General features: G+C 75.0%; 18 protein-coding genes and 1 tRNA gene. 14 read left to right on the plus strand and 5 right to left on the minus strand.

The window, feature by feature from the left end:
* Positions 1–32 precede the first annotated feature (32 nt).
* Positions 33–1022, minus strand: a complete 990-nt coding sequence (locus ACI78Z_RS05630; RefSeq protein ID WP_457035545.1) for an acyl-CoA desaturase — start codon at positions 1020–1022, stop codon at positions 33–35.
* Between the two features lie 161 nt (positions 1023–1183).
* On the opposite strand from ACI78Z_RS05630, the gene ACI78Z_RS05635 reads away from it, so the two are divergent.
* The 13 genes from ACI78Z_RS05635 (at position 1184) to ACI78Z_RS05695 (ending at position 13923) form a co-directional block, all read left to right on the plus strand.
* Positions 1184–1256: transfer RNA gene (locus ACI78Z_RS05635), tRNA-Gln, on the plus strand.
* A gap of 31 nt (positions 1257–1287) precedes the next feature.
* Positions 1288–2784 (plus strand): bifunctional UDP-N-acetylglucosamine diphosphorylase/glucosamine-1-phosphate N-acetyltransferase GlmU, encoded by a 1497-nt coding sequence (gene glmU / locus ACI78Z_RS05640; protein WP_457035546.1) that lies wholly within the window; start codon positions 1288–1290, stop codon positions 2782–2784.
* Positions 2785–2832: 48 nt separating this feature from the next.
* Positions 2833–3813: a ribose-phosphate diphosphokinase gene (locus tag ACI78Z_RS05645; RefSeq protein WP_457035547.1), complete on the plus strand. Its 981-nt coding sequence runs from the start codon at positions 2833–2835 to the stop codon at positions 3811–3813.
* A gap of 448 nt (positions 3814–4261) precedes the next feature.
* On the plus strand, positions 4262–4966 hold the full coding sequence (locus tag ACI78Z_RS05650) for a 50S ribosomal protein L25/general stress protein Ctc (RefSeq protein WP_457035548.1): 705 nt from the start codon (positions 4262–4264) through the stop codon (positions 4964–4966).
* 62 nt (positions 4967–5028) lie between these two features.
* The gene (gene pth / locus ACI78Z_RS05655; RefSeq protein WP_457035549.1) at positions 5029–5616 is read left to right on the plus strand and encodes an aminoacyl-tRNA hydrolase; all 588 of its coding nucleotides are present in this window, start codon (positions 5029–5031) and stop codon (positions 5614–5616) included.
* Positions 5617–5811: 195 nt separating this feature from the next.
* Positions 5812–7299: a sugar transferase gene (locus tag ACI78Z_RS05660; protein ID WP_457035550.1), complete on the plus strand. Its 1488-nt coding sequence runs from the start codon at positions 5812–5814 to the stop codon at positions 7297–7299.
* Between the two features lie 160 nt (positions 7300–7459).
* Complete coding sequence (locus ACI78Z_RS05665; RefSeq protein WP_457035551.1) at positions 7460–8710, plus strand: DUF1972 domain-containing protein; 1251 nt, start codon at positions 7460–7462, stop codon at positions 8708–8710.
* The gene (locus tag ACI78Z_RS05670) at positions 8707–9456 is read left to right on the plus strand and encodes a CDP-alcohol phosphatidyltransferase family protein (RefSeq protein WP_457035552.1); all 750 of its coding nucleotides are present in this window, start codon (positions 8707–8709) and stop codon (positions 9454–9456) included. The genes ACI78Z_RS05665 and ACI78Z_RS05670 overlap by 4 nt, the downstream gene beginning before the upstream one ends.
* Positions 9453–10124: a hypothetical protein gene (locus ACI78Z_RS05675; protein ID WP_457035553.1), complete on the plus strand. Its 672-nt coding sequence runs from the start codon at positions 9453–9455 to the stop codon at positions 10122–10124. The genes ACI78Z_RS05670 and ACI78Z_RS05675 overlap by 4 nt, the downstream gene beginning before the upstream one ends.
* 4 nt (positions 10125–10128) lie before the next feature.
* Positions 10129–11391 carry a glycosyltransferase family 4 protein gene (locus tag ACI78Z_RS05680; protein WP_457035554.1) on the plus strand — a complete coding sequence of 421 codons (1263 nt, stop codon included), beginning with the start codon at positions 10129–10131 and terminating at the stop codon, positions 11389–11391.
* 84 nt (positions 11392–11475) lie between these two features.
* Positions 11476–11919: an adenylyltransferase/cytidyltransferase family protein gene (locus ACI78Z_RS05685; protein ID WP_457035555.1), complete on the plus strand. Its 444-nt coding sequence runs from the start codon at positions 11476–11478 to the stop codon at positions 11917–11919.
* Positions 11916–12659, plus strand: a complete 744-nt coding sequence (locus ACI78Z_RS05690; protein ID WP_457035556.1) for a polysaccharide deacetylase family protein — start codon at positions 11916–11918, stop codon at positions 12657–12659. The genes ACI78Z_RS05685 and ACI78Z_RS05690 overlap by 4 nt, the downstream gene beginning before the upstream one ends.
* A 7-nt stretch (positions 12660–12666) precedes the next feature.
* On the plus strand, positions 12667–13923 hold the full coding sequence (locus ACI78Z_RS05695; protein WP_457035557.1) for an oligosaccharide flippase family protein: 1257 nt from the start codon (positions 12667–12669) through the stop codon (positions 13921–13923).
* A 403-nt stretch (positions 13924–14326) separates the two neighbouring features.
* Here the strand turns inward: ACI78Z_RS05695 and ACI78Z_RS05700 are convergent, their stop codons facing one another.
* The gene (locus tag ACI78Z_RS05700; protein WP_457035558.1) at positions 14327–14770 is read right to left on the minus strand and encodes a TIGR03618 family F420-dependent PPOX class oxidoreductase; all 444 of its coding nucleotides are present in this window, start codon (positions 14768–14770) and stop codon (positions 14327–14329) included.
* 634 nt (positions 14771–15404) lie between these two features.
* Between ACI78Z_RS05700 and ACI78Z_RS05705 the strand changes: the two genes are divergently transcribed.
* The gene (locus ACI78Z_RS05705; protein ID WP_457035559.1) at positions 15405–15737 is read left to right on the plus strand and encodes a histone-like nucleoid-structuring protein Lsr2; all 333 of its coding nucleotides are present in this window, start codon (positions 15405–15407) and stop codon (positions 15735–15737) included.
* Positions 15738–15850: 113 nt separating this feature from the next.
* Here ACI78Z_RS05705 and ACI78Z_RS05710 read toward each other — a convergent pair whose 3' ends face one another.
* The 3 genes from ACI78Z_RS05710 to ACI78Z_RS05720 all read right to left on the minus strand — a co-directional run bounded on the left by ACI78Z_RS05710 (position 15851) and on the right by ACI78Z_RS05720 (position 20088).
* The gene (locus ACI78Z_RS05710) at positions 15851–17284 is read right to left on the minus strand and encodes a hypothetical protein (RefSeq protein WP_457035560.1); all 1434 of its coding nucleotides are present in this window, start codon (positions 17282–17284) and stop codon (positions 15851–15853) included.
* A 420-nt stretch (positions 17285–17704) separates the two neighbouring features.
* Complete coding sequence (locus tag ACI78Z_RS05715; protein WP_457035561.1) at positions 17705–18931, minus strand: hypothetical protein; 1227 nt, start codon at positions 18929–18931, stop codon at positions 17705–17707.
* A gap of 5 nt (positions 18932–18936) precedes the next feature.
* On the minus strand, positions 18937–20088 hold the full coding sequence (locus ACI78Z_RS05720) for a YveK family protein (protein ID WP_457035562.1): 1152 nt from the start codon (positions 20086–20088) through the stop codon (positions 18937–18939).
* Positions 20089–20284 lie beyond the last annotated feature (196 nt).

The raw sequence follows: 20284 nt of genomic DNA on the forward strand, positions 1-20284 counted from the left end.
CGCGGCCCCCACCGTGCCCCGCGCGGGGTCGCTCAGGACGCGGCCGTCGCCGGCAGCCGCCGCTTGGCCGCCAGCCGGACCGGGTCGGGCCACTTGACGCCGTGCGCCCAGCCCAGCTTCTCGAAGACCCAGATCACCCGGGCGCTGATGTCGACCTGCCCGCGCAGCACGCCGTGCCGGGCGCAGGTGGGGTCGGCGTGGTGCAGGTTGTGCCAGGACTCGCCGGCGCTGAGGATCGCCAGCGGCCAGAAGTTGGTCGCGCGGTCGCGGGAGGCGAACGGCCGGTCCCCGACGACGTGGCACACCGAGTTGATCGACCAGGTCACGTGGTGCAGCAGCGCCACCCGCACCAGCCCGGCCCAGAAGAACGCCGTCCACGCCCCGGTCCAGCTCGCCGTGACCAGGCCACCGACGACGGCCGGCAGCGCCAGGCTGAGGAACGCCCACACGACGAACAGCCGGCTGGTGCGGCGCAGGCCGGCGTCCCTGATCAGGTCGGGGGCGTAGCGCTCGGCGTTGGTCTGCCGGCGGTCGAACAGCCAGCCCAGGTGGGCGTGCCACATGCCCTTGAGCAGGGCGCGGGCGTCGGTGCCGTACCGCCAGGGCGAGTGCGGGTCGCCCTCGCGGTCGGAGAAGGCGTGGTGCCGGCGGTGGTCGGCCACCCACTGCACGACCGGCCCCTGGATGGCCATGCAGCCGACGACGGCCAGCGCGATCCGCAGCGGCCGGACGGCCTTGAACGAGCCGTGGGTGAAGTGCCGGTGGTAGCCGACGGTGATGCCCAGCAGGGTGAGCGAGTAGAAGCCGACGGCCAGGCCCACGTCGAGCCAGGACAGCCCCCAGCCCCAGACGGCGGGGACGACGGCGGCGAGGGCCAGGAACGGCACGACGACGAAGACGTAGAGCGTGACCTGCTCCAGTGCCCCCTTCTCCTTGCCGAAGGCGTTCGCCGGGAGCCCGGCATCGGGGTCGGCCGGCCGGAGGACCGGGGCCGTGGGCCGGGTGCTGGCAGGAGCGGACAAGCGGCCTCCAGGTCGCGTCATGCGGTCCGGCGAGGCCGCCGTACCGGTACGGGACCGTAAGCTACGTCACCGTAGGGAGCCCCGCTCGGCAGGCGGGTGACCCGCGGGGCGGGCGCCTAGGCTCCCTGGGGACGCCGGCCCGGCGTCCACGCCGCCCGCAGTGGGGGATGGGGTAATCGGCAGCCCGCCGGCCTTTGGAGCCGGGAAGTCTCGGTTCGAGTCCGAGTCCCCCAGCAACGACCGTCGCCCGAGGCCGAGGAGATCCGTGACCGTTCCGCCCCAGCCGGGTCCTGCTCCCGAGGGCGGCATCGCCGCCGTCGTCGTCCTCGCCGCCGGGCAGGGCACCCGCATGAAGTCCGCGACGCCCAAGGTGCTGCACGCGCTCGGCGGGCGCAGCATGCTCGGCCACGTGCTGGCCGCGACCGCGCCGCTGGCCGCCCGGCACACCCTCGTGGTGGTCGGGGCCGGTCGGGAGGTCGTCGAGGAGCACCTGGCGCAGGTCGCGCCCGGCGCGCAGCCGGTGTTCCAGGAGGAGCAGAACGGGTCCGGGCACGCGGCGGCGGTCGCGCTGGCCGCCGTCCCCGACCTCGAGGGCCCGGTCCTGCTGGTCAACGGCGACGCCCCGCTGCTGCGGCTCGAGACGGTCGCAGCCCTGCTCGAGGCGCACCGCGCGGCGGGCAACGTGCTCACGGTGCTCACCGCCGAGGTCGACGACCCGACGGGCCTGGGCCGGATCGTGCGGGACGCCGACGGTGCGGTGCGGGCCATCGTCGAGGAGCGCGACGCCACGCCCGAGCAGCGGACGATCCGCGAGGTCAACGCCGGCGTCTACGTCGGCGAGGCCGCTGCGCTGCGCCGGGCGCTGGGCTCCCTCGGCGAGGACAACGACCAGGGCGAGCAGTACCTCACCGACGTCCTCGGCCTGCTGGTCGCCGAGGGCGCCCCGGTCGGCGGCGCGCCCGCCGAGGACCCGGTCGACGTCCTGGGCTGCAACGACCGTCGCGAGCTCGCGGCGCGCCGCCGCACGCTCAACGACCGCGTCCTCGACGAGCTGATGCGGTCCGGCGTGACCGTGGTCGACCCGGCCACCACCTGGGTCGACGTCACGGTCACCGTCGCGCCCGACGCGCTGCTCGAGCCCGGCGTCCACCTGCGGGGGACGACGTCGGTGGCCACCGGCGCCGTCGTCGGACCGGACACCACCCTCGTCGACACCGCGGTGGAGGAGGGGGCGAGCGTGGTCCGGTCGCACGTCCTCGGCGCGGTCGTCGGCCCGCGGGCCACCGTCGGCCCGTTCAGCTACCTGCGCCCGGGCACCCGGCTGGCCGCCGGGGCGAAGGTGGGCGCGTTCGTCGAGACCAAGAACGTGCAGGTCGGCGAGGACTCCAAGGTGCCGCACCTGTCCTACGTCGGGGACGCCACCATCGGCCGGGGCGCGAACATCGGGGCGGCGACGGTGTTCGTGAACTACGACGGCGTCGAGAAGCACCACACCCGGGTCGGCGACCACGTGCGCATCGGCTCGGACACGATGCTCGTCGCGCCGGTCACCGTGGGGGACGGCGCCTACACCGCGGCCGGCTCGGTGATCACCACCGACGTCCCCCCGGGCGCCATGGGTGTCGCGCGGGCGCGGCAGCGGAATGTGGCAGGCTGGGTACGGCGGCGTCGTCCCGGGACGGCTGCCGCGAGGGCCGCCGAGGCGGCCGGGGAAGCAGGGGCCGGGGCGGCGGCCGACACTCGCGCGGACGCGTCCGAGTAGCGCCGCCGGTCGGCCCGACGAACGCGACGAGCAGGGGTGTACGAGCCGATGAGCGTTATCCGGCAGACCACGAGCAAGAGCCTGATGCTCTTCTCCGGCCGCGCCTTCCCCGAGCTGGCCGAGGAGATCGCCGGGCACCTCGGCGTGTCGCCCACGCCCACGGCGGCCTACGAGTTCGCCAACGGTGAGCTCTTCGTCCGTTTCGAGGAGTCGGTACGCGGCTCGGACGCCTTCATCGTCCAGAGCCACGCCGCGCCGATCAACACCTGGCTCATGGAGCAGCTGCTCATGGTCGACGCCGCCAAGCGGGCGTCGGCCAAGCGGATCACCGTCGTCGTCCCGTTCTTCCCCTACGCCCGGCAGGACAAGAAGCACCGCGGCCGCGAGCCCATCTCCGCGCGCCTGGTCGCCGACATGTTCAAGACCGCCGGCGCCGACCGGCTGATGACCGTCGACCTGCACACGGCGCAGATCCAGGGCTTCTTCGACGGCCCGGTCGACCACCTGTTCGCCCTCGACCTGCTCGTCGACCACGTCAAGGAGCGCTGGGGCGACCGCGAGATCACCGTGGTGTCGCCGGACTCCGGGCGGGTGCGGGTCTCCGAGCGGTGGAGCGACAAGCTGGGCGGCGTCCCGCTGGCCTTCATCCACAAGACCCGCGACCCGATGCGGCCCAACGAGGTGGTCGCCAACCGCGTCGTCGGTGAGGTCGAGGGCCGCGTCTGCATCCTCGTCGACGACATGATCGACACCGGCGGCACGATCGTGAAGGCCGCCGAGACGCTGTTCGACGCCGGGGCCGCCGACGTCATCGTGTGCGCCACCCACGGCGTCCTCTCCGGCCCCGCGGTCGACCGGCTGAAGAACAGCCGCGTCAGCGAGGTCATCGTGACCAACACGCTGCCCATCGAGCCCGAGCGCCAGTTCGACAAGCTCACCGTCCTGTCCATCGCCCCGCTGCTCGCGCGGGCGATCAAGGAGGTCTTCGAGGACGGCTCGGTGACGAGCCTCTTCGACGGCGCGTCCTAACCGTCGGCCTACCGGCCGACACCGCCACCAGGTGCCGTTCCCGGCTGCCGTTGAGCCCAGCCGTCGCACCCTTCGCGGGAGCCTCCGGCCCCCACTCGGGTGCGACACCGCCACCAGGTGCCGTTCCCGGCTGCCGTTGAGCCCAGCCGTCGCACCCTTCGCGGGAGCCTCCGGCCCCCACTCGGGTGCGACACCGCCACCAGGTGCCGTTCCCGGCTGCCGCTGAGCCGCTGCCCGTGTCCCGGTCGGGAGACCCTCGGGCCCCCGCGACCGGTCCACCCCGGCTCGGCGTCGAGCCGGGGTCAGGTACTCTGATGCGGTTGCCCGGCGAGGGAGCTCTGCTCCGTGATCGACGTGCCACGCTCCTGTGGGGTAGTGCCCCTCGACGGGCGTGCCGCGCCGTGTGCCGGCCACCGACCCGATCCACCTCCCCGAGGAGCACACCACCGTGGCTGACTTCCGCCTCGTCGCCGAGGCCCGCACCGAGTTCGGCAAGGGCAGCGCCCGCCGCACCCGCCGGGCCGGCCGCGTCCCCGCCGTCCTCTACGGGCACGGCCAGGACGTCGTCCACCTGTCGCTGCCGGCCCGCGAGTTCGCCGCGGCGCTGCGCAACGGCGGCTCGAACGTGCTGCTGACCGTCGTCCTCGACGGCAAGGAGCAGCTGGCGCTCACCAAGTCCGTGCAGCGCGACCCGCTGACCCGCGTCCACGAGCACGTCGACCTGCTCCTCGTGCGCCGTGGGGAGAAGACCGTCGTGGACGTCCCGATCGTCATCGTGGGCCAGCCCGGTGTGGACGCGATCCCGAACCACCAGCTCAACACCATCTCGATCGAGGCCGAGGCGACCCACCTGCCCGAGTCCATCGAGGTCGACGTCACCGGTCACACCGCCGGGCAGAACATCACCGCGGGTGACATCGCGCTGCCCGCCGGCGCCACGCTGGTCACCGACGCCGAGGCGCTCGTCATCGGCTTCCTCGGTGCGCCCACCGCCGAGGCCCTCGAGGCCGAGCTCGCCGAGGCCGAGGCCGAGGCCGGCATCGAGCGCGAGGAGTCCGCGCCGGCCGAGGAGGGCGCCGGCCAGGGCGACGTCGTGTCCGAGCCGCAGACCCAGGGCAGCGGCGAGTCCATGGAGTCGGCCGAGAAGGGCTGAGGTCCACCCTGAGCGAGATCACTCCCCGCAGGGGCGCCGGCGACGCCGGCGCCCCTGCGGTCGTGTCCGAGGGCCCGTTCCTCGTCGTCGGGCTCGGCAACCCCGGGCCCAGCTACGCCCGCAACCGGCACAACGTCGGCGCGATGGTGCTCGACGAGCTCGCCGCCCGCGCCGGGGTGAAGCTGTCCCCGGGCAAGGGCAAGCGGGCGCGCACCCTCATCGGCGAGGGCCGGCTGGCCGGTCGCCGCGTCGTGCTGGCCCGGCCCACGACCTACATGAACGAGTCCGGCGGCCCCGTCCGCGGCCTGCTGGACTACCACTCCATCCCGGTCACCGACCTCGTCGTGGTGCACGACGAGCTCGACATCCCCTTCGCCAGCGTGCGGCTCAAGCGCGGCGGCGGCGAGGGCGGCCACAACGGCCTCCGGTCGGTCTCCCGCGCCACCGGCACCAGGGACTACCTCCGGGTGCGCGTCGGCATCGGCCGCCCGCCCGGCCGCCAGGACCCCGCCGACTTCGTGCTCAAGGACTTCTCGGCCACCGAGCGCAAGGAGCTCGACCTGCTGATCGCCGAGGCGGCCGACGCGACGGAGGAGCTCCTGACGCTGGGCCTCGAGCCCGCGCAGAACCTGGTCCACCCCCGCAGCTGACCCCGGCACGGGTGGGTGAGTCGCCGTCCCGATCGGGTGAACAGGTCCGCCTCGCATTGACCCGTCCGTGACGCGCTGTGATGGTCGTTGCGGCGTCAGGCCTGGGGCTCGGACGAACTCCCTGGTGACAGGCAAGTCATCGTCCTCGCACGGGTGACGCCGACTACACGTTGTCACACGTGTCCGGGGGGAACCGTGCTGCTCGACCACTCTGCCGTCCGTCTCGGGACGGCGTCCCGCGCTCTGGCCACACCGCCGTCCACCGTGCGCCGGCCCCGGCTGCGGGCCGGCCGCGCCCCGTGGGCCGGCCGCTACTCGCGCGCCCTCACCGCCTTCGAGGTCGTGGCCGCCGCGGTGGCGGGGGTGGTGGTGCTCGGCACCCATCCCGACGCCTCGCCCACCACCTCGCTGTTCTGGGCCAGCGTGGGGCTGGTCGTCGTCTGGCCCGTCCTGCTGCACGCCACCGGCGCCCACGCCGAGCGGGTCTTCGGCACCGGGAGCGACGAGTACCGCGCCGTCGGGCGGGCCGGGTTCCTCCTGCTCGCCGTCGCCGGGTTCGCCTCCTACGCCGCCGACCTCGACCTCAGCCGGGCCCTGGTCGTCGGCGCCGTCCCGACGCTGACCCTCGGCACCCTGCTGGGACGCTTCGCCGCCCGGTGCGCGCTGCGCGGCCTGCGCGCCCAGGGCCGCTGCACCAAGCGGGTCGTCGTCGTGGGCCGCAGCACGGCCGCCCTCGAGCTGGTCGAGCGGCTGCGCCGCGAGCAGTTCGCCGGCCTGGAGGTCGTCGCCGCCTGCGTGACCCCCGACGACCGAGACCGGGTGGCCCGGACCGCCGGCGTCCCCGTCGGCGGGCTGGACGACGTCCTGACGCTGGCCGGGCACCTCGGCGCCGACACGATCGCGGTCACCTCCGCCAGCGAGACCGCCTCGCAGTACCTGCGCTCGCTGTCCTGGCAGCTGGAGGGCACCGGCATCGAGCTGCTCGTGGCGCCGGGCCTGATCGAGGTCGCCGGCCCCCGCCTGCACATCCGCCCGTTCGAGGGGCTGCCGCTGCTGTCGGTCGAGCAGCCGCGGTTCGAGGGGTGGCAGCGCGTCGTCAAGGGCGGCCTGGACCGCGCGGTCGCCGCCCTGGCGCTGCTCCTGCTCGCCCCGGTCCTGCTCGCCATCGCCGTGGCCGTGACGGTCACCAGCCCCGGCCCGGTGCTCTACCGCCAGGAGCGGGTGGGGGTGAACGGGCAGGCCTTCACGATGCTCAAGTTCCGCAGCATGGTCGTCGACGCCGACCGCCAGGTCGACACCCTGCGGGCGCAGAACATCTCCGACGGGCTGCTGTTCAAGATGCGGGTGGACCCGCGGGTCACCCCCGTCGGCCGGGTGCTGCGCCGGCTGTCGCTGGACGAGCTGCCCCAGCTGTTCAACGTCCTCGGCGGCTCCATGTCGCTGGTCGGCCCACGCCCGCCGCTGCCCGGCGAGGTCGCCCGCTACGACACCTCGGTCAGCCGCCGGCTGCTGGTCAAGCCCGGCCTCACCGGTCTGTGGCAGATCTCCGGCCGCTCCGACCTGTCGTGGGAGGAGTCGGTGCGCCTGGACCTGCGCTACGTCGAGAACTGGTCGCTGGCCATGGACCTGCTGATCCTCGTCAAGACCGTCCGCGCCGTCGCCAGCAGCTCCGGGGCCTACTGAGCGTCACCGCCGGGGCCGCCGCGTGCCCCGTGGGGGTGAGTCCACCCCCCGCAGACCTCCCGCCCGGCTCCACGCCGGTCAATGCTCACCCAGGGCGACGAGATGCGTGCGTCCTGCACGCACACGTCGTTCGCCCGCACGGACGTAGACGGAGGCCCGAATGGACCGCTTGAGCATCGCCATGGTCGGCACGCGCGGCGTGCCGGCCCGGTACGGCGGCTTCGAGACCGCCGTCGAGGAGATCGGCCGCCGGCTCGCCGACGGCGGGCACCGGGTGGTCGTGTACTGCCGCACGGTCCCGGGGGCCTCCGAGCCACAGCCGGCCGAGCACCTGGGCATGGAGCTGGTGCACCTGCCGGCCGCGCGCCGCCGCTCGCTGGAGACCCTGAGCCACACCGCCCTGTCGGTCCGCCACCTGCTGGTCCACCGCACCGACGCGGCCATCCTGTTCAACGCGGCCAACGCACCGCTGCTGCCGGCGCTGCGCGCCGCTCACATCCCGGTCGCCACGCACGTGGACGGGCTGGAGTGGAAGCGCGCAAAGTGGGGTGGCACGGGACGCCGCTACTACCGCGCGGCCGAGGCGCTGGCAGTCCGCTGGTCCGACGTGCTGATCGCCGACGCCCAGGGCATCGCCGACTACTACCGGGACGCCTTCGCGGCGCCGACCACGCTGCTGACCTACGGCGCCCCGCTGATCGAGCCGGGCGCGCACCGGCTGGCCGAGCTCGGCCTCGAGCCGCGCGGCTACCACCTGGTGGTGGCCCGGTTCGAGCCGGAGAACCACGTCGACGTCATCGTCGAGGGCTACGCCGCCAGCACCGCCAGCAAGCCGCTGGTCGTCGTGGGCTCGGCGCCCTACGCCGACGAGTACACCGCCCGGGTGCACGCGCTGGCCGACGACCGGGTGCGCTTCCTCGGCGGGGTCTGGGACCAGGAGCTGCTCGACCAGCTCTACGCCAACTGCGCCACCTACCTGCACGGGCACTCCGTGGGCGGCACGAACCCCTCGCTGCTGCGCGCGATCGGCGCCGGCGCGGCCGTCACCGCCTTCGACGTCGACTTCAACCGCGAGGTCGTCGCCGACGCCGGCCGCTTCTTCCGGACCCCCGCCGACGTCGCCCGGGAGGTCGCCGCCGTGGAGGCCGATCCGGCCTGGGTTCTCCGCGCGGGGGCGCGCGCCCGCCAGCTGGCCGGCGGCTACGACTGGGACCAGGTCGCCGCCGGTTACGAGGAGCTCGCCCGTGTCCTGGCCGGGCGCCGCTTCCCGGCCCGCCGTCCGACCGGTCGCCGCCGGCCGACCGCGGCCGACGCGCCGGTGGGCCCGCGCCCGGCGCCGCGGCCGGCCGAGGTCGTCGTCCTGCCCGCGCCCGCCCCGGCCGTCGAGGACCTCCCGGCGGTGCGGCCGTGACCGCGGTCGTCGGGGCCCGCCCGGCCGGGGACCTGCGGACGACGCTGCGCCGGCTGACCGCCGCGCAGAAGGGCGCGACCGGCGCGCCGGCCTACTCCCGCTTCGTCAACCGGCCGCTGGGCCGGGTGTTCGCCGCGCTGGCCTTCCACGCCGGCCTCACGCCGAACGCGGTCACCGCGGTCAGCGCCGCGTTCACGGCCACCGGCGTCGCCCTGCTCGCCCTGGCCCCGCCGTCGGTGCCGATGGGCCTGGCCGTGGCCGCCTGCCTGGTGCTCGGCTACGCCCTGGACGCCGCCGACGGCCAGCTGGCCCGGCTGCGCGGCGGCGGCTCACCGGCGGGGGAGTGGCTGGACCACATGGTCGACGCCGCCAAGGCCTCCGGCCTGCACCTGGCCGTGCTCGTCGGCTGGTACCGCGCCGACGTGGTCGACGACGTCTGGCTGCTGGTCCCGCTGGGCTACTGCGTCGTCGACGCCGTCACCTACTTCGGCACGATGCTCAACGAGGCGCTGCGGGCCCAGCACGGGGTCCCCACCCGCGCCCAGCGCACCGGCCAGCGGGTCGGCGTGGGCCGCTCGCTGCTGACGCTGCCGACCGACTACGGCCTGCTGGCCTGCGTCTTCGTCCTGTTCGGGGCGCCCGTGCTGTTCGTCCCGACCTACACCGTCCTCTTCCTGGCGGCGGCGGCCTTCCTCGCCCTCGCCTCGGTCAAGTGGTTCCGCGAGATGGGCAGGTTGCCGCGATGAGCACCGAACCCGGGACGCCCGCGTCCCCTCCGACCCCGGCCCGGCGGCGCCGGCTGGCGCTCACCGCGGCCCTCGTCGCGGTGCTGGCCGCCCTGGTCACGCTCGGGGTGGTCCTCGGTGGCGACGACGAGGCGACGAGCGCGCCCTCGGCCGTGACCGCCACCCCCACGGAGGCCCCGGCGGCCACCACGGCCACCACGGCACCGGACGTCGTGCCGCAGCTCCCGACGCCGGAGCCCACCGGCCCGACCGAGGACGTCGACGAGGCGCCGCCGACGCTGCCGGAGGTGCCGCTGGACGCCGAGGGCGCGGTCGGCGACGTCGTCGTGACGCTGCCGGCCATCGAGGCGATCGAGGGCACCGCGGTCGGCCCGGGCAACATCGCCGGGCCCGCGCTGCGGGTCACCGTGCGGGTGGAGAACGGCACGGCCGAGCCGGTCGCGCTCGGCGGCGTCGCGGTGAACCTCGCCTACGGCCCGGACCGCACGCCGGCCTCGCCGCTGGACGACCCGTCCCGGCGGCCGTTCGCCACGATGGTGGAGCCGGGGGAGTCGGCCGAGGGCGTGTACGTCTTCACCGTCCCCGCCGACCAGCGCGACCGGGTGATGGTCGAGGTCGGCTACGAGGCGGGCGCGCCGCTGCTGCTGTTCACCGGACCGGTGGCCTGACCCGGTGACCGTCCCCGCCCCGCGCGCGCCGTCGGAGCCCGCCACCCCGCGGCCGCCGCTGCTGGTCGTCCACCCGGGCGCGGAGCTCTACGGCGCCGACCGGGTGCTGCTGGAGTCCGCGACCGCGCTGTCCGGCCGCTTCACCGTCACGGTCGCCGTGCCCGGCCCCGGCCCGCTGGTCGGGGAGCTGGAGGCCCGCGGGGTGCGCGTGGAGCTGTGCCCCATGCCGGTGCTGCGCAACGCCGCGCTGCGCCCGCGCGGCGCGGTGCGGCTGCTCGCCGACGCCGTCCGCGGCACGCTGCCGGCGCTGCGGCTGCTCCGCCGGCACGGGGCCGCGGGCGTGTACGTCAACACGCTCACCCTCCCGTCCTGGCCGCTGCTGGCGCGGCTGGCCGGGCGGCGGTCGCTGTGCCACGTGCACGAGGCCGAGCAGTCCGCCCCGCGGCTGCTGCGGCTCGGGATGGCGCTGTGCCCCGCGCTGGCCGACCGGGTGGTGGCCAACAGCCGGTTCACCCTCGACGTCCTCGCCGAGGTCGCCCCACGGCTGCGCGGGCGCAGCACCCTCGTGCGCAACGCCGTCCGCGGACCAGAGGAACCGGTGCCCGCGCGGGCCGAGCTGACCGGACCGCTGCGGCTGCTCTACGTCGGCCGGCTCTCCCCGCGGAAGGGCCCGCAGGTCGCCGTCGCCACCCTGCAGGAGCTGCTGGCCCGCGGTGTCGACGCCCGGCTGACCCTCGTCGGCTCGGTCTTCGAGGGCTACGAGTGGTTCGCCGACGAGCTGTGCCGGACGGTCGACGAGGCCGGCCTGGCCGACCGGGTCGAGTTCGCGGGGTTCTCCTCCGACGTCTGGCCGCACCTGTCCGCCGCCGACGTCGTGCTCGTGCCCTCGGTGGGCGACGAGTCGTTCGGCAACACCGCGGTGGAGGCGCTGCTCGCCGCCCGGCCGCTGGTGGTCAGCGCGCACAGCGGGCTGCGGGAGGCCGCGGCCGGCTACGCCGCCGCGCAGGCGGTGGACGCCGGCCGGCCCGAGGAGTGGGCCGACGCCGTCCAGCGGCTGACCGCCGACTGGGACGCGACGCGGGCCGCGGCACTGGCCGACGCCGCCGAGGCCCGCCGCCGGCACGCGCCCGAGCGGTTCCGGGACGAGCTGGTGGCCGCGGTGGCCGCCCTCGGCGCCGTCGCGGACGAACCACCCGTCGCACTCACCAGTGACCCGCAGTCACCGGACGGCGGTGCTGCGGCGCTGGTCACGGCCACGAACGGGTGACGGGCCCCCTTCGGGTGATGACGGTCCGTCACCGCAGCTGGTGGACTCCTCGGTGCACTCATCGTCCACGGGGGGATTCCTGACGTGCCTGTGATCGGCTATGCGCCCGGTGCCTACGACCTGTTCCACATCGGGCACCTGAACATCCTCAAGCACGCTGCGGCGCACTGCGACCGGCTGATCGCCGGCGTGGTCGCCGACGAGGTGCTGCTGCAGACGAAGGGCCGGCTGCCGCTCGTCCCGCTCGCCGAGCGGATGGAGATCGTCCGCAACATCCGGTGCGTGGACGACGTGCACGCCGAGGTGGTCCCGGACAAGCTCGACACCTGGCGCGACGTCCGGTTCGACGTGATCTTCAAGGGTGACGACTGGCGGGGCACCACCAAGGGCGCGCGGCTCGAGCGCGACTTCGCCGCCGTGGGCGTGGAGGTCCGCTACTTCCCGTACACGATGCACACCTCGAGCACCGCGCTGCGCCGCGCGCTGGCGGCCCTCGAGGCCCCCGCGTCGGCCGGAGCCGCCCGGTGAGCGTCGCGACCGCGCCCCGGGTGCGGCTGCCGCTCCCGCCGGTGCTCATGTACCACTCGATCAGCCCGTCGGCCGAGCTCGACCCGCACCGGCTGCGCGTGCACCCCGACCGGCTGGACCGGCACCTGCGGCTGCTGCGCCGGCTGGGCCTGCGCGGGGTCTCGCTCACCGAGCTGGTGCGCGCGGCCGACCGCGGCGAGGCGGCGGGGCTGGTCGGGCTCACCTTCGACGACGGCTACACCGACTTCCTCGACCACGCCGTCCCGGTGCTGCAGCGGCACGGGATGACCGGCACGGTCTACGTCGTCGCCGGGCGCATGGGCGGGCAGAACGAGTGGGACACCGGCCCGCGCTTCGACATCATGGACGCCGAGCAGGTGCGCGCCGTGGCCGCGGCCGGCCAGGAGGTCGGCAGCCACACGATGACCCACGCCCGGCTGGCCGGCGCCGACCCGGCCGTCCTCGCCGCCGAGGTGGGGGAGAGCCGCCGCGTGCTGGAGGACGTGCTGCAGGCCGAGGTGGCCAGCTTCTGCTACCCCTACGGCTCCTACGACGAGGCCGCGGCCGACGCCGTCCGGGCCGCGGGCTACGACAACGCCTGCGTCACCGGTGACTACCGGCCCGGCGACCGGGTCACGCTGCCGCGCTGCTACGTCAGCCCGCGCGACACCCGGGCGCACGTCGTGGCCCGGCTGGCCCGGCACACCCTGCGGCTGCGGTCCGCGTCCGCGCGGGACTGAGCCGGTCATGAGGGGGAGGCTCGGCCGGCTGCTGGGCCGCCGCGCGACCGCGGCGGTCCTCGGGCAGGGCACCCAGGCGCTGGCCGGGCTGGCGCTGCAGGTGGCCGCCGCGCGGCTCCTGGGCGCGGGTGGGCTGGCGGTGTTCGCCCTCGTCTACGGCGCGCTGGTCCTGGGGACGGCGGTCTGCAGCGGCCTGGTCGGCGACTCGCTGACCGTGCTGGACCGCGCCGACCGCGGCACCCGGGCCGGCCTGCACGTGTGGACGGCGCTGGTCTCCACCGGCGTCGGGCTGGCCGGCGCGGCCGCGGCGCTGGCCAGCGGGCTGGTGCCGGTGTGGGCCGGGCTGCTGCTCGGACCCGCCTGCGCCGCCTTCGTCGTCGAGGACACGCTGCGCCGACTGCTCATGGCGACCGGCCGGTACCGGGCGCTCCCGGTGGTCGACCTCACCAGCCTCGCCGGGGCGCTGGCGGCGCTGGGCGTCGCCGGGATGACCGGCGGTGTCACCCTCGCCTCCTTCGTCGTGGCGCTGCTCGTGGGCCAGGCGTCGGCCGCGGTCGTGGCCTGGTGTCGGGTGCCGTCGGACGAGCGGCCGCGCGGCCCATGGCGCCGTCCGGACCTGCGCGGCGTCGCCTCCTTCGGCGTCTGGCGGGCCGCTGCGCAGACCGTCCGCCCCAGCTCGCTGACCCTGCTGCGCGTCCTGGTGGTCGCGACGGCGGGGGCCGCGGCCTACGGGCCGCTGGAGGCCGCCCGGGTCTACACCGCCCCGACGCTCACCCTGGTGGCCGGCATCGGCTCCTTCCTGCTGCCGCACTTCGTCGGGCTGCGCGGCCGGCCGCCGGCCGAGAGCCTGCGCGTCGCCGACCGGGCCGCGGTGGGGCTGGCCGCGGGGGTCGGAGCGGTCGGCATTGCCGGGCTGCTCGCGCTGCCGTGGCTGGGGCCGGCGCTGACCGGCGGGGACTACGCGGTGCCCGCCGCCGCCGTCGCGGGCTGGGCGGTGTACGCCGTCGCCGGCGCGGTCCTCCTGCCGTACTCCTCGCTGGCCTCGGTGCACGGCGGCCAGCGCCGCGTGCTGGCGCTGCGTGCGCTGGAGTTCTGCGCGCTGGGCGCGGTCGCCGCCCTGGTCCTGCTCGCACCCGGGGGCGTGGCCTGGGCGCCGCTGGCCCTGGCGCTCGGCCCGGCGCTCGCGGCCCTCGCCGTCCGGCAGTCGGTCGTCGTGCCGATGGCGCGGTCGACGGCACCGGCCTCGGTGCTCATCCCCGCATGAGACGGGACCTGCGAGCCGCGGACGGCGGACCCGGTGCCAGCGTTCTTCCCGCTCTGCCGGCGCGATCGCACCCGCGATGCGGGAGATCCGCCGGCAATGGGCCCGCTGCCTGCTGAGCGAGTGCCTGCCGACCTACCGCTCTCCTCTGTGGCGACGTGCGGCCCCATCGCACGCCTCCGCGCCACGCCCAGGCGAACACCCCTCGATCCCCGCCCCGGGGGACTGTCGATGTCCGGGCAGTGGGTGGATCGCCCGAGGCGGGGTGCTGGCCGGCCCCTCGACGCAAGCCACTCCCCCGGGGAAGGGTCTCTCGCGCCGGCTGGGCCCGGTCGAGGCCGTCCCGGCGCACGAGGTGCGGTGATCGCCGGGGCCTGTCGGCCGAGGGGCACGGTTGCGACGCGGCCTATTCGTTGCTGTAGATCCGGTGCGGATCGATCAGCACGGCGGTGCGCCGTTGCTCGGCCATGACTCGGTCGTACTCCTCCCAGTTCTCGTGTCGGCCGCCGGCCGCGGCGAACACCGCGCGCAGCAGCAGGCGGAGCCGGTCGGCGTCGGCCAGCCACGGCTGCGGGTCGTCGGGCCCGGCCACCTGCGCGCGTCCTTCCACCGTCGCCCACTGCCAGCCGTGCCGGAAGGTGACGGTCACCTGCGGGCGGGCGCGGAGGTTGGCCAGCTTGACCCGGCCGTAGGTGACGAAGGCCAGCGCCGGCCGCCCGGTCGCCGGATGGGCGAGGATCCCCGCGTTGACCACCGAGGCCTGGATGGTCGAGTCGGCCCGCAGCGTGGAGACGACCGCGAGGTGGTGCTCGTCGGCGGCGATGGCCGCGACGTCGTCGAGGCTGGTCACATCTCCACTTTGGCACCGGCCCCGGGGCGGCTCAGGTCGGCTGCTCGGGGTCGACGAACCGGCTACGGCCGTGGGGGGAGTGGAGGCCGGGCGTCTGGCGGGTCGGCACGAGCCCTGTTGCGGTCGCAGTCGACGGCGTGCGGGGAGTTGGCGGGCCGCGCGAACCTGCCGGTGCGGCGGCCTGGGGACGGCGGTGCGCCGCCATGAACGCGATCGTGACGGCCTGGCCGTGTGGGCCTCACCGTCGTCTTTCGGTGTCTCAGGGACCCTGGCCCCACCGCGCCGTCCCGGGGCTGCGAAGGGATCTCCCAGCCGACCGATGCGTCGCGTCGTCGATGCCCGTAACACGCTGCAGGGGCGTGCCATGGCGGCCTCCGGGGAAGAGTTGAAAGACCCGCCCCGCGGCAACCCACGGCGACTGAGGACCCGGCGGCGGACCCCAACGAGCCGTCAGTTCCCGCCGGCGAGCGACAACCGCGATCGGCCGGCGCCTGATCGGTCGTGAGCCGTCACCTCTCAGGCTGACCGTTGCCCATCTCCGTTGACGACGAACGTCGCCGAGGTCTGCTCATCCTCACCCTTGCGGGGTTCCATTCAGTTGACAACCCGTCTGCGCCTTTGATGTCTTTGCTCTATGGCTACCAAGACCCAGGTTGTCCTGGTCGATGACCTCACCGGCGACCCGGCAGACACGACCGTGAAGTTCGCTCTGGACAAGACCGAGTACGAGATCGACCTCTCGAATGAGAACGCAGCGGAACTGCGGGAAGGACTTTCTCGGTACGTTGACGCTGCGCGGAAGGTGACCGGCGGCGGGCGCCGGAGCGCGCAAACGGCGAAGCCCGCCTACGCCGGATACGACCCGGCCGCGGTACGCGCGTGGGCGGCCGGGCAGGGCATCGAGGTCAATGCCCGCGGGCGCATCAAGGCAGACGTCGTGGAGAAGTTCCGGGCCGCCGGCAACTGAGCCGGCGGCGGCTGGCCGGCGGGCAGGTCGGGGCCGGCGACGGACCTCCGCCGTGCTCAGCAGCTCCTCGAGGGCCTCGAGCCGCCGGCAGTCATCGGGAGTCCGAAGAGGTATCAGGCATGGCGGCCACGCTCAGCAGCAATGGCGGCAAGTTTGTCCTTCATGCCCCGGAATGCCGCGCCCAGGTCGATCTGTGCGCGGTCCTCGGGTGCCAGGTCGGCGTACGCGGTCATGATCCCCTGCTGGAGGTCGGCGTCGCCGAACAATGCGCGGATGAACACCGCCGCTTGCCGGCCGAGGCTTTCCGCCGCCGGTCCCCGCCCGGCTGTTGCCCGGGTCAGGGCCGCCTCGCAGGCGGGGGAGAGGTCACTGCCAACCGCCCACCGGTAGAGCGCCAGCGCTGAGCGGAAGGTCCGGAAGTCCGCGTTCACCTGCTCCAGTCCCTGCACCCGCCACGAGCCCTTCCGGCGCCACGGACGTCGTCCGCTTTCGACCGTGACGCCGGAGTACAGCGCCAGCGGTTCATCATCAACCTCGCTGGCGACGTGCCGGACCCATTCGGAAGTCAGGTCCCAGGACGTGAGCCGGATGGGTGGCGCGTCCCGGAAGTCGACGAGGTTCCAGCCGCGGGACCGCTCGAGCTGACCGCCTCGGACGGTGACCGAGGCATCCGAGCGAACCGAGGGGAACACCAGGCCGTCGGCGCCGAGACACCGTAGCCACTGGCCGGCAATGAGCGAAGCGCCAGCGCCGCCGCCGGGTCTTTGTACCAGCAGGGTAGGCAGGAGATCGACGAACCGATCGAGCGGCGGCTTCCGGGGAAACGCCGCGGTCTCCTCGCCGTCGGCCGACAGCCAGCGCAGCCGGGTCAGGTTCTGCGTGAACCACTCGGCGACCGCCGGAATGCGCAGGTCGATGAGTCGTTGGAAGCTCTCGTTCGTCACCGAAGCCTGCAGAGCGACTTCCACGGCGTCGTGCCCGTCCTCGACGAACGGTCGCAGCCACGGATGCGAGTCACGCAGGAAGCCGGGGATGTCGAGGAGGTAGACGGGTGGGTCGTCGCCGTGGCGGGGGTGCGCGGCGTCCGCCCCCCTCATCTCGTCCTGGACGTCGTGGATGTCGAGGATGCCTGCCCTGAGCGGGTCGTGGTATGCGGTGAGTTCCCGGACCATCGTGCCGCCGTCCCACCCGTCGGGTGAGTGGCACACCGAGAAGTACCGGCCCCGGGGCAGGTGTCCGTCGCCGGAGAATCGTCGGTCGGCGCTCGTGGTGGGTTGGGTGTCCCAACCGGGTCGCCCCAGGAAGGCATCGACCTCTGTCTTGGCCTCCTCGGCGACGGTCTCCTTGGTCCGATCCCAGTCCTGCCAGAACGAGGAGAAGAGGGTGAGCGCCGCTCGGCCGATATCGCCCAGTCGCTGCGGATCCACCTGCTTGAGCACCAGCGCTATGGGCTGGAATGGTGGCGGGCTCGTCGGTGGTGTGCACCGTGCCACGCTGTGGGGGTCCTTGGGTTGCAGGTGCACGAAGTGCAACGGCTTGGCGGTCACCGGCGCCACCTCCTCAGGTAGGGCCTCAGGCGAAGCCCGTGGGACCGGTGGGCGTTGAGCGTGCCGCCCATGCCATCACCGCGGCGTCACTCACGTCTTCGGCAGACTGGTTCTGAGTCGACCCACCTCTTCGTCTGGCCTTGTCGGGCGCCAACGCGGCGATCGGCGGCGCAGGCGACTTCCGAGATCGGCGTCGCGCGCAGGTCAACGGCTGAGTTCACGTGCGGACTTGTGCAGTAGCGCTTGCTTCGCGCTCCGCCTCCTGCTGTTGCACGTGGGTGGGGCACGAGCCCAGTCGGCCCGGATCGCCCTGGCTGAGAATCCACGGTGTCACCGTGACCGGCGCGACGGTCGGACGCGAGAGGCGCGATGCCGGCCGGGCCAGGTCCCGGGGACGGATGAGCAAGCCCGCGGGCCAGGTCAGTCGGGCAGCGCCTCGGCCTCGGCGGCCAGCCGGTCGGCCGATCCTCGCTCGGTGAGCGCGGACACCGCGGCGAGCAGCAGGAAGGCCGGGGTCGCGTCGAACATGCCGCTCTCCACGGTGCTGCGCCCGACGAGGAAGACCAGCAGGCTGAGGACGAGGACCCGCACCGGCCGCGGCGCCCGGGCCGCGCCGCGCAGGGTCCACAGCACCCAGCCGAGGCCGACCGCCAGGCCCAGGACGCCGGCCTGCACGAGCAGCGAGACCCAGCTGCTGTCCAGCGGCTGCTCGTCCCACCACTGGCCCTTGATCGGGATGACCTTGAGCGCCATGCCCCCGCCGAACAGGTCCTGCCAGGCCGTCTGCGGCAGGTCCACCGCGGCCCGCCAGGCGATGAAGCGGGACTCCAGGGTGCCCACGCCGTCCCCGTCGCGGGTGACGAAGGCGCTGACGACGCCGGTCGCGACCGCCCCGACCACCGCCAGCGCGCCGAGGAGGAGGCCGCCGACCACCAGCCCGACCGGCGGGCGGCGCAGGTACAGGGCCATGACCGCGACCGCGACGAGCAGCATGAGCAGGCCGGTGCGCGACTCGGTCGCCCAGATGACCCCGAGGAAGGCCGCGCCCGTGACGGCGTCGGCCCAGCCGGCCCGCCCGAGCACCGTGCGCCAGGCCAGCAGCAGGACGACCACCCCGGCCAGCAGGGACAGCTCGTTGGGGCTCAGCGCCGGGACGCCGCCGGCCAGCCGGCCCTCGGCGAGGGTGGGCAGCCCGGTGACGGCGGCGACGGTCGCCACCGCGCCGCAGGCGACCGCCAGGCTGGTGAGGACCTGCACGCCGGGCGCGGCCCGCAGCAGCAGGTGCACGGTGGCCCCCAGCACGGCCACGCGGACGGCGACCGTGCCGCCGGCCACCAGGTCGCCGCTGGTCAGCGCCCCGAACAGCGAGCAGCCGAGGACGGCGCCGAGCCACCACAGCCAGGCCGTGCCGACCCGCCGGCGCGGCCCGGACGACGCCAGGAGGAAGGCCCCGGCCAGCGCCACCGCGCTCAGCGCCGCCTTGGCGAGGACGACGGGGTCCAGCGACCCGGTGAAGTACTCGCCGCGCCGCCAGCCCACCGTGACGACGACGAGCAGGACCGCGACCGCCAGCACACCCGGACGCCGCGCGTCGGCCGGCGGCGCGGCGACAGCGGAGCCGGCCGCGACGGGAGCGGAGCCGGTCACGGCGCTCAGCGCGGCGTCGGCACCGGGGCGGCCGGGAGTGCCGGCGTCCCCTCGGGGTGCGCGACCGGCTGCGGGGTGCCGCCGCCGGAGCGGATCGGGGTGAGGACCAGCGCGAGCGGCCGGATGCCGGCGCCGGTCAGGATCGTGCCCAGCTCGGCGAGGTCGGCCCGCTGCGCCCGCCCAGGGGCGACGGCGACGACCACGTCGGTGGTGCCGGCGAGCCGGCGCCAGTCGTGCGACGCCATGAGCGGGGAGACCACCGACAGCCGGACCCGGACGGGCCCGGCGGGCGCGTCGTCCCCGGCCGGGTCCACGACCGCCGTCGGCAGGCCGGCCGCGCGCAGCCGCTGGGCCAGCTCCTCGACCAGGGACCACGGCGTCAGCTCCGGGGAGGAGGAGACGAGGGCGACCGACACCGGCCGGTCCTCGGCCAGCGCCTCCAGCCGCCGGGCCAGGACGGCTCCCGGCTCGCCGGCCAGCGCGCTGCGCCGGGCACGGCCGGCCGGGCGGGCCAGCACCGGGACGTCGTCCGCCCCGTGCCACGCCGCGCGGACGTCATCGGCGGAGTTCAGCCGGCCGTCCACCCGGCTGCGGACGACGGCGGCCGCCGCGCCCAGCGCCAGCCCGACGACCAGCGCGAGCCCGATGAGCAGCGCGGTCTGCGGCGAGGCGGGCGACGTCGGCACGGTGGCGGGGTTGGTCACGGTGAGGTCGACCGGCGCGGCGCCGCCGGCCGGCCGCTCGAGCTGCTCGACGACCGCGCCGAACTCCTCAGCGACGGCGTCGGCGACCCGCGCGGCCTCGGCGGCGTCGCGGCCGGTGACGGCGATGTCGATCTGGGAGGTCTCCAGCGGGTTGGACGCCTCGACGCGGGCGCGCAGGTCGGCGAAGGACTCGTCCAGCCCGAGGTCCTCGATGACGGGGTCCAGGACGGCGCGGCTGCGGGCGACGTCGGGGTAGCTGGTGACGCGCTGGTTGACGAACTGCGCGCCGCTGGTGCCCTCCCCGCTGCTCGCGACGAACACCTGCGCCGTCGCCCGGTAGGTGGGCGGCGTGGCCAGCACGACGACGACCGCGGCGAGCAGGCAGGCCAGCACCACCCCGACGCCGGTCGTCCAGTGGCGGCGCAGCGCCGTCCCGTAGTCCCGCAGTTCCACGCCGTTTCCCCCGCCGTCGGTCCAGCCTTCCGCAGCGCACGGTAGGTGCGCGGCCGCGCCCGGGCCCGGGTCCGGGCGGGCGGATCACCCCATCGGGGGGGCGCCTCGCGGCGGCGGCGGGGTCGGTGGAGCGGGACTAACCTGGAGGACCGGCCCCCCGTGCACCCGGCGCGACGTGCGTGGCCGCTGACCCAGG

The organism is Geodermatophilus sp. SYSU D01176 (genome assembly GCF_054050015.1).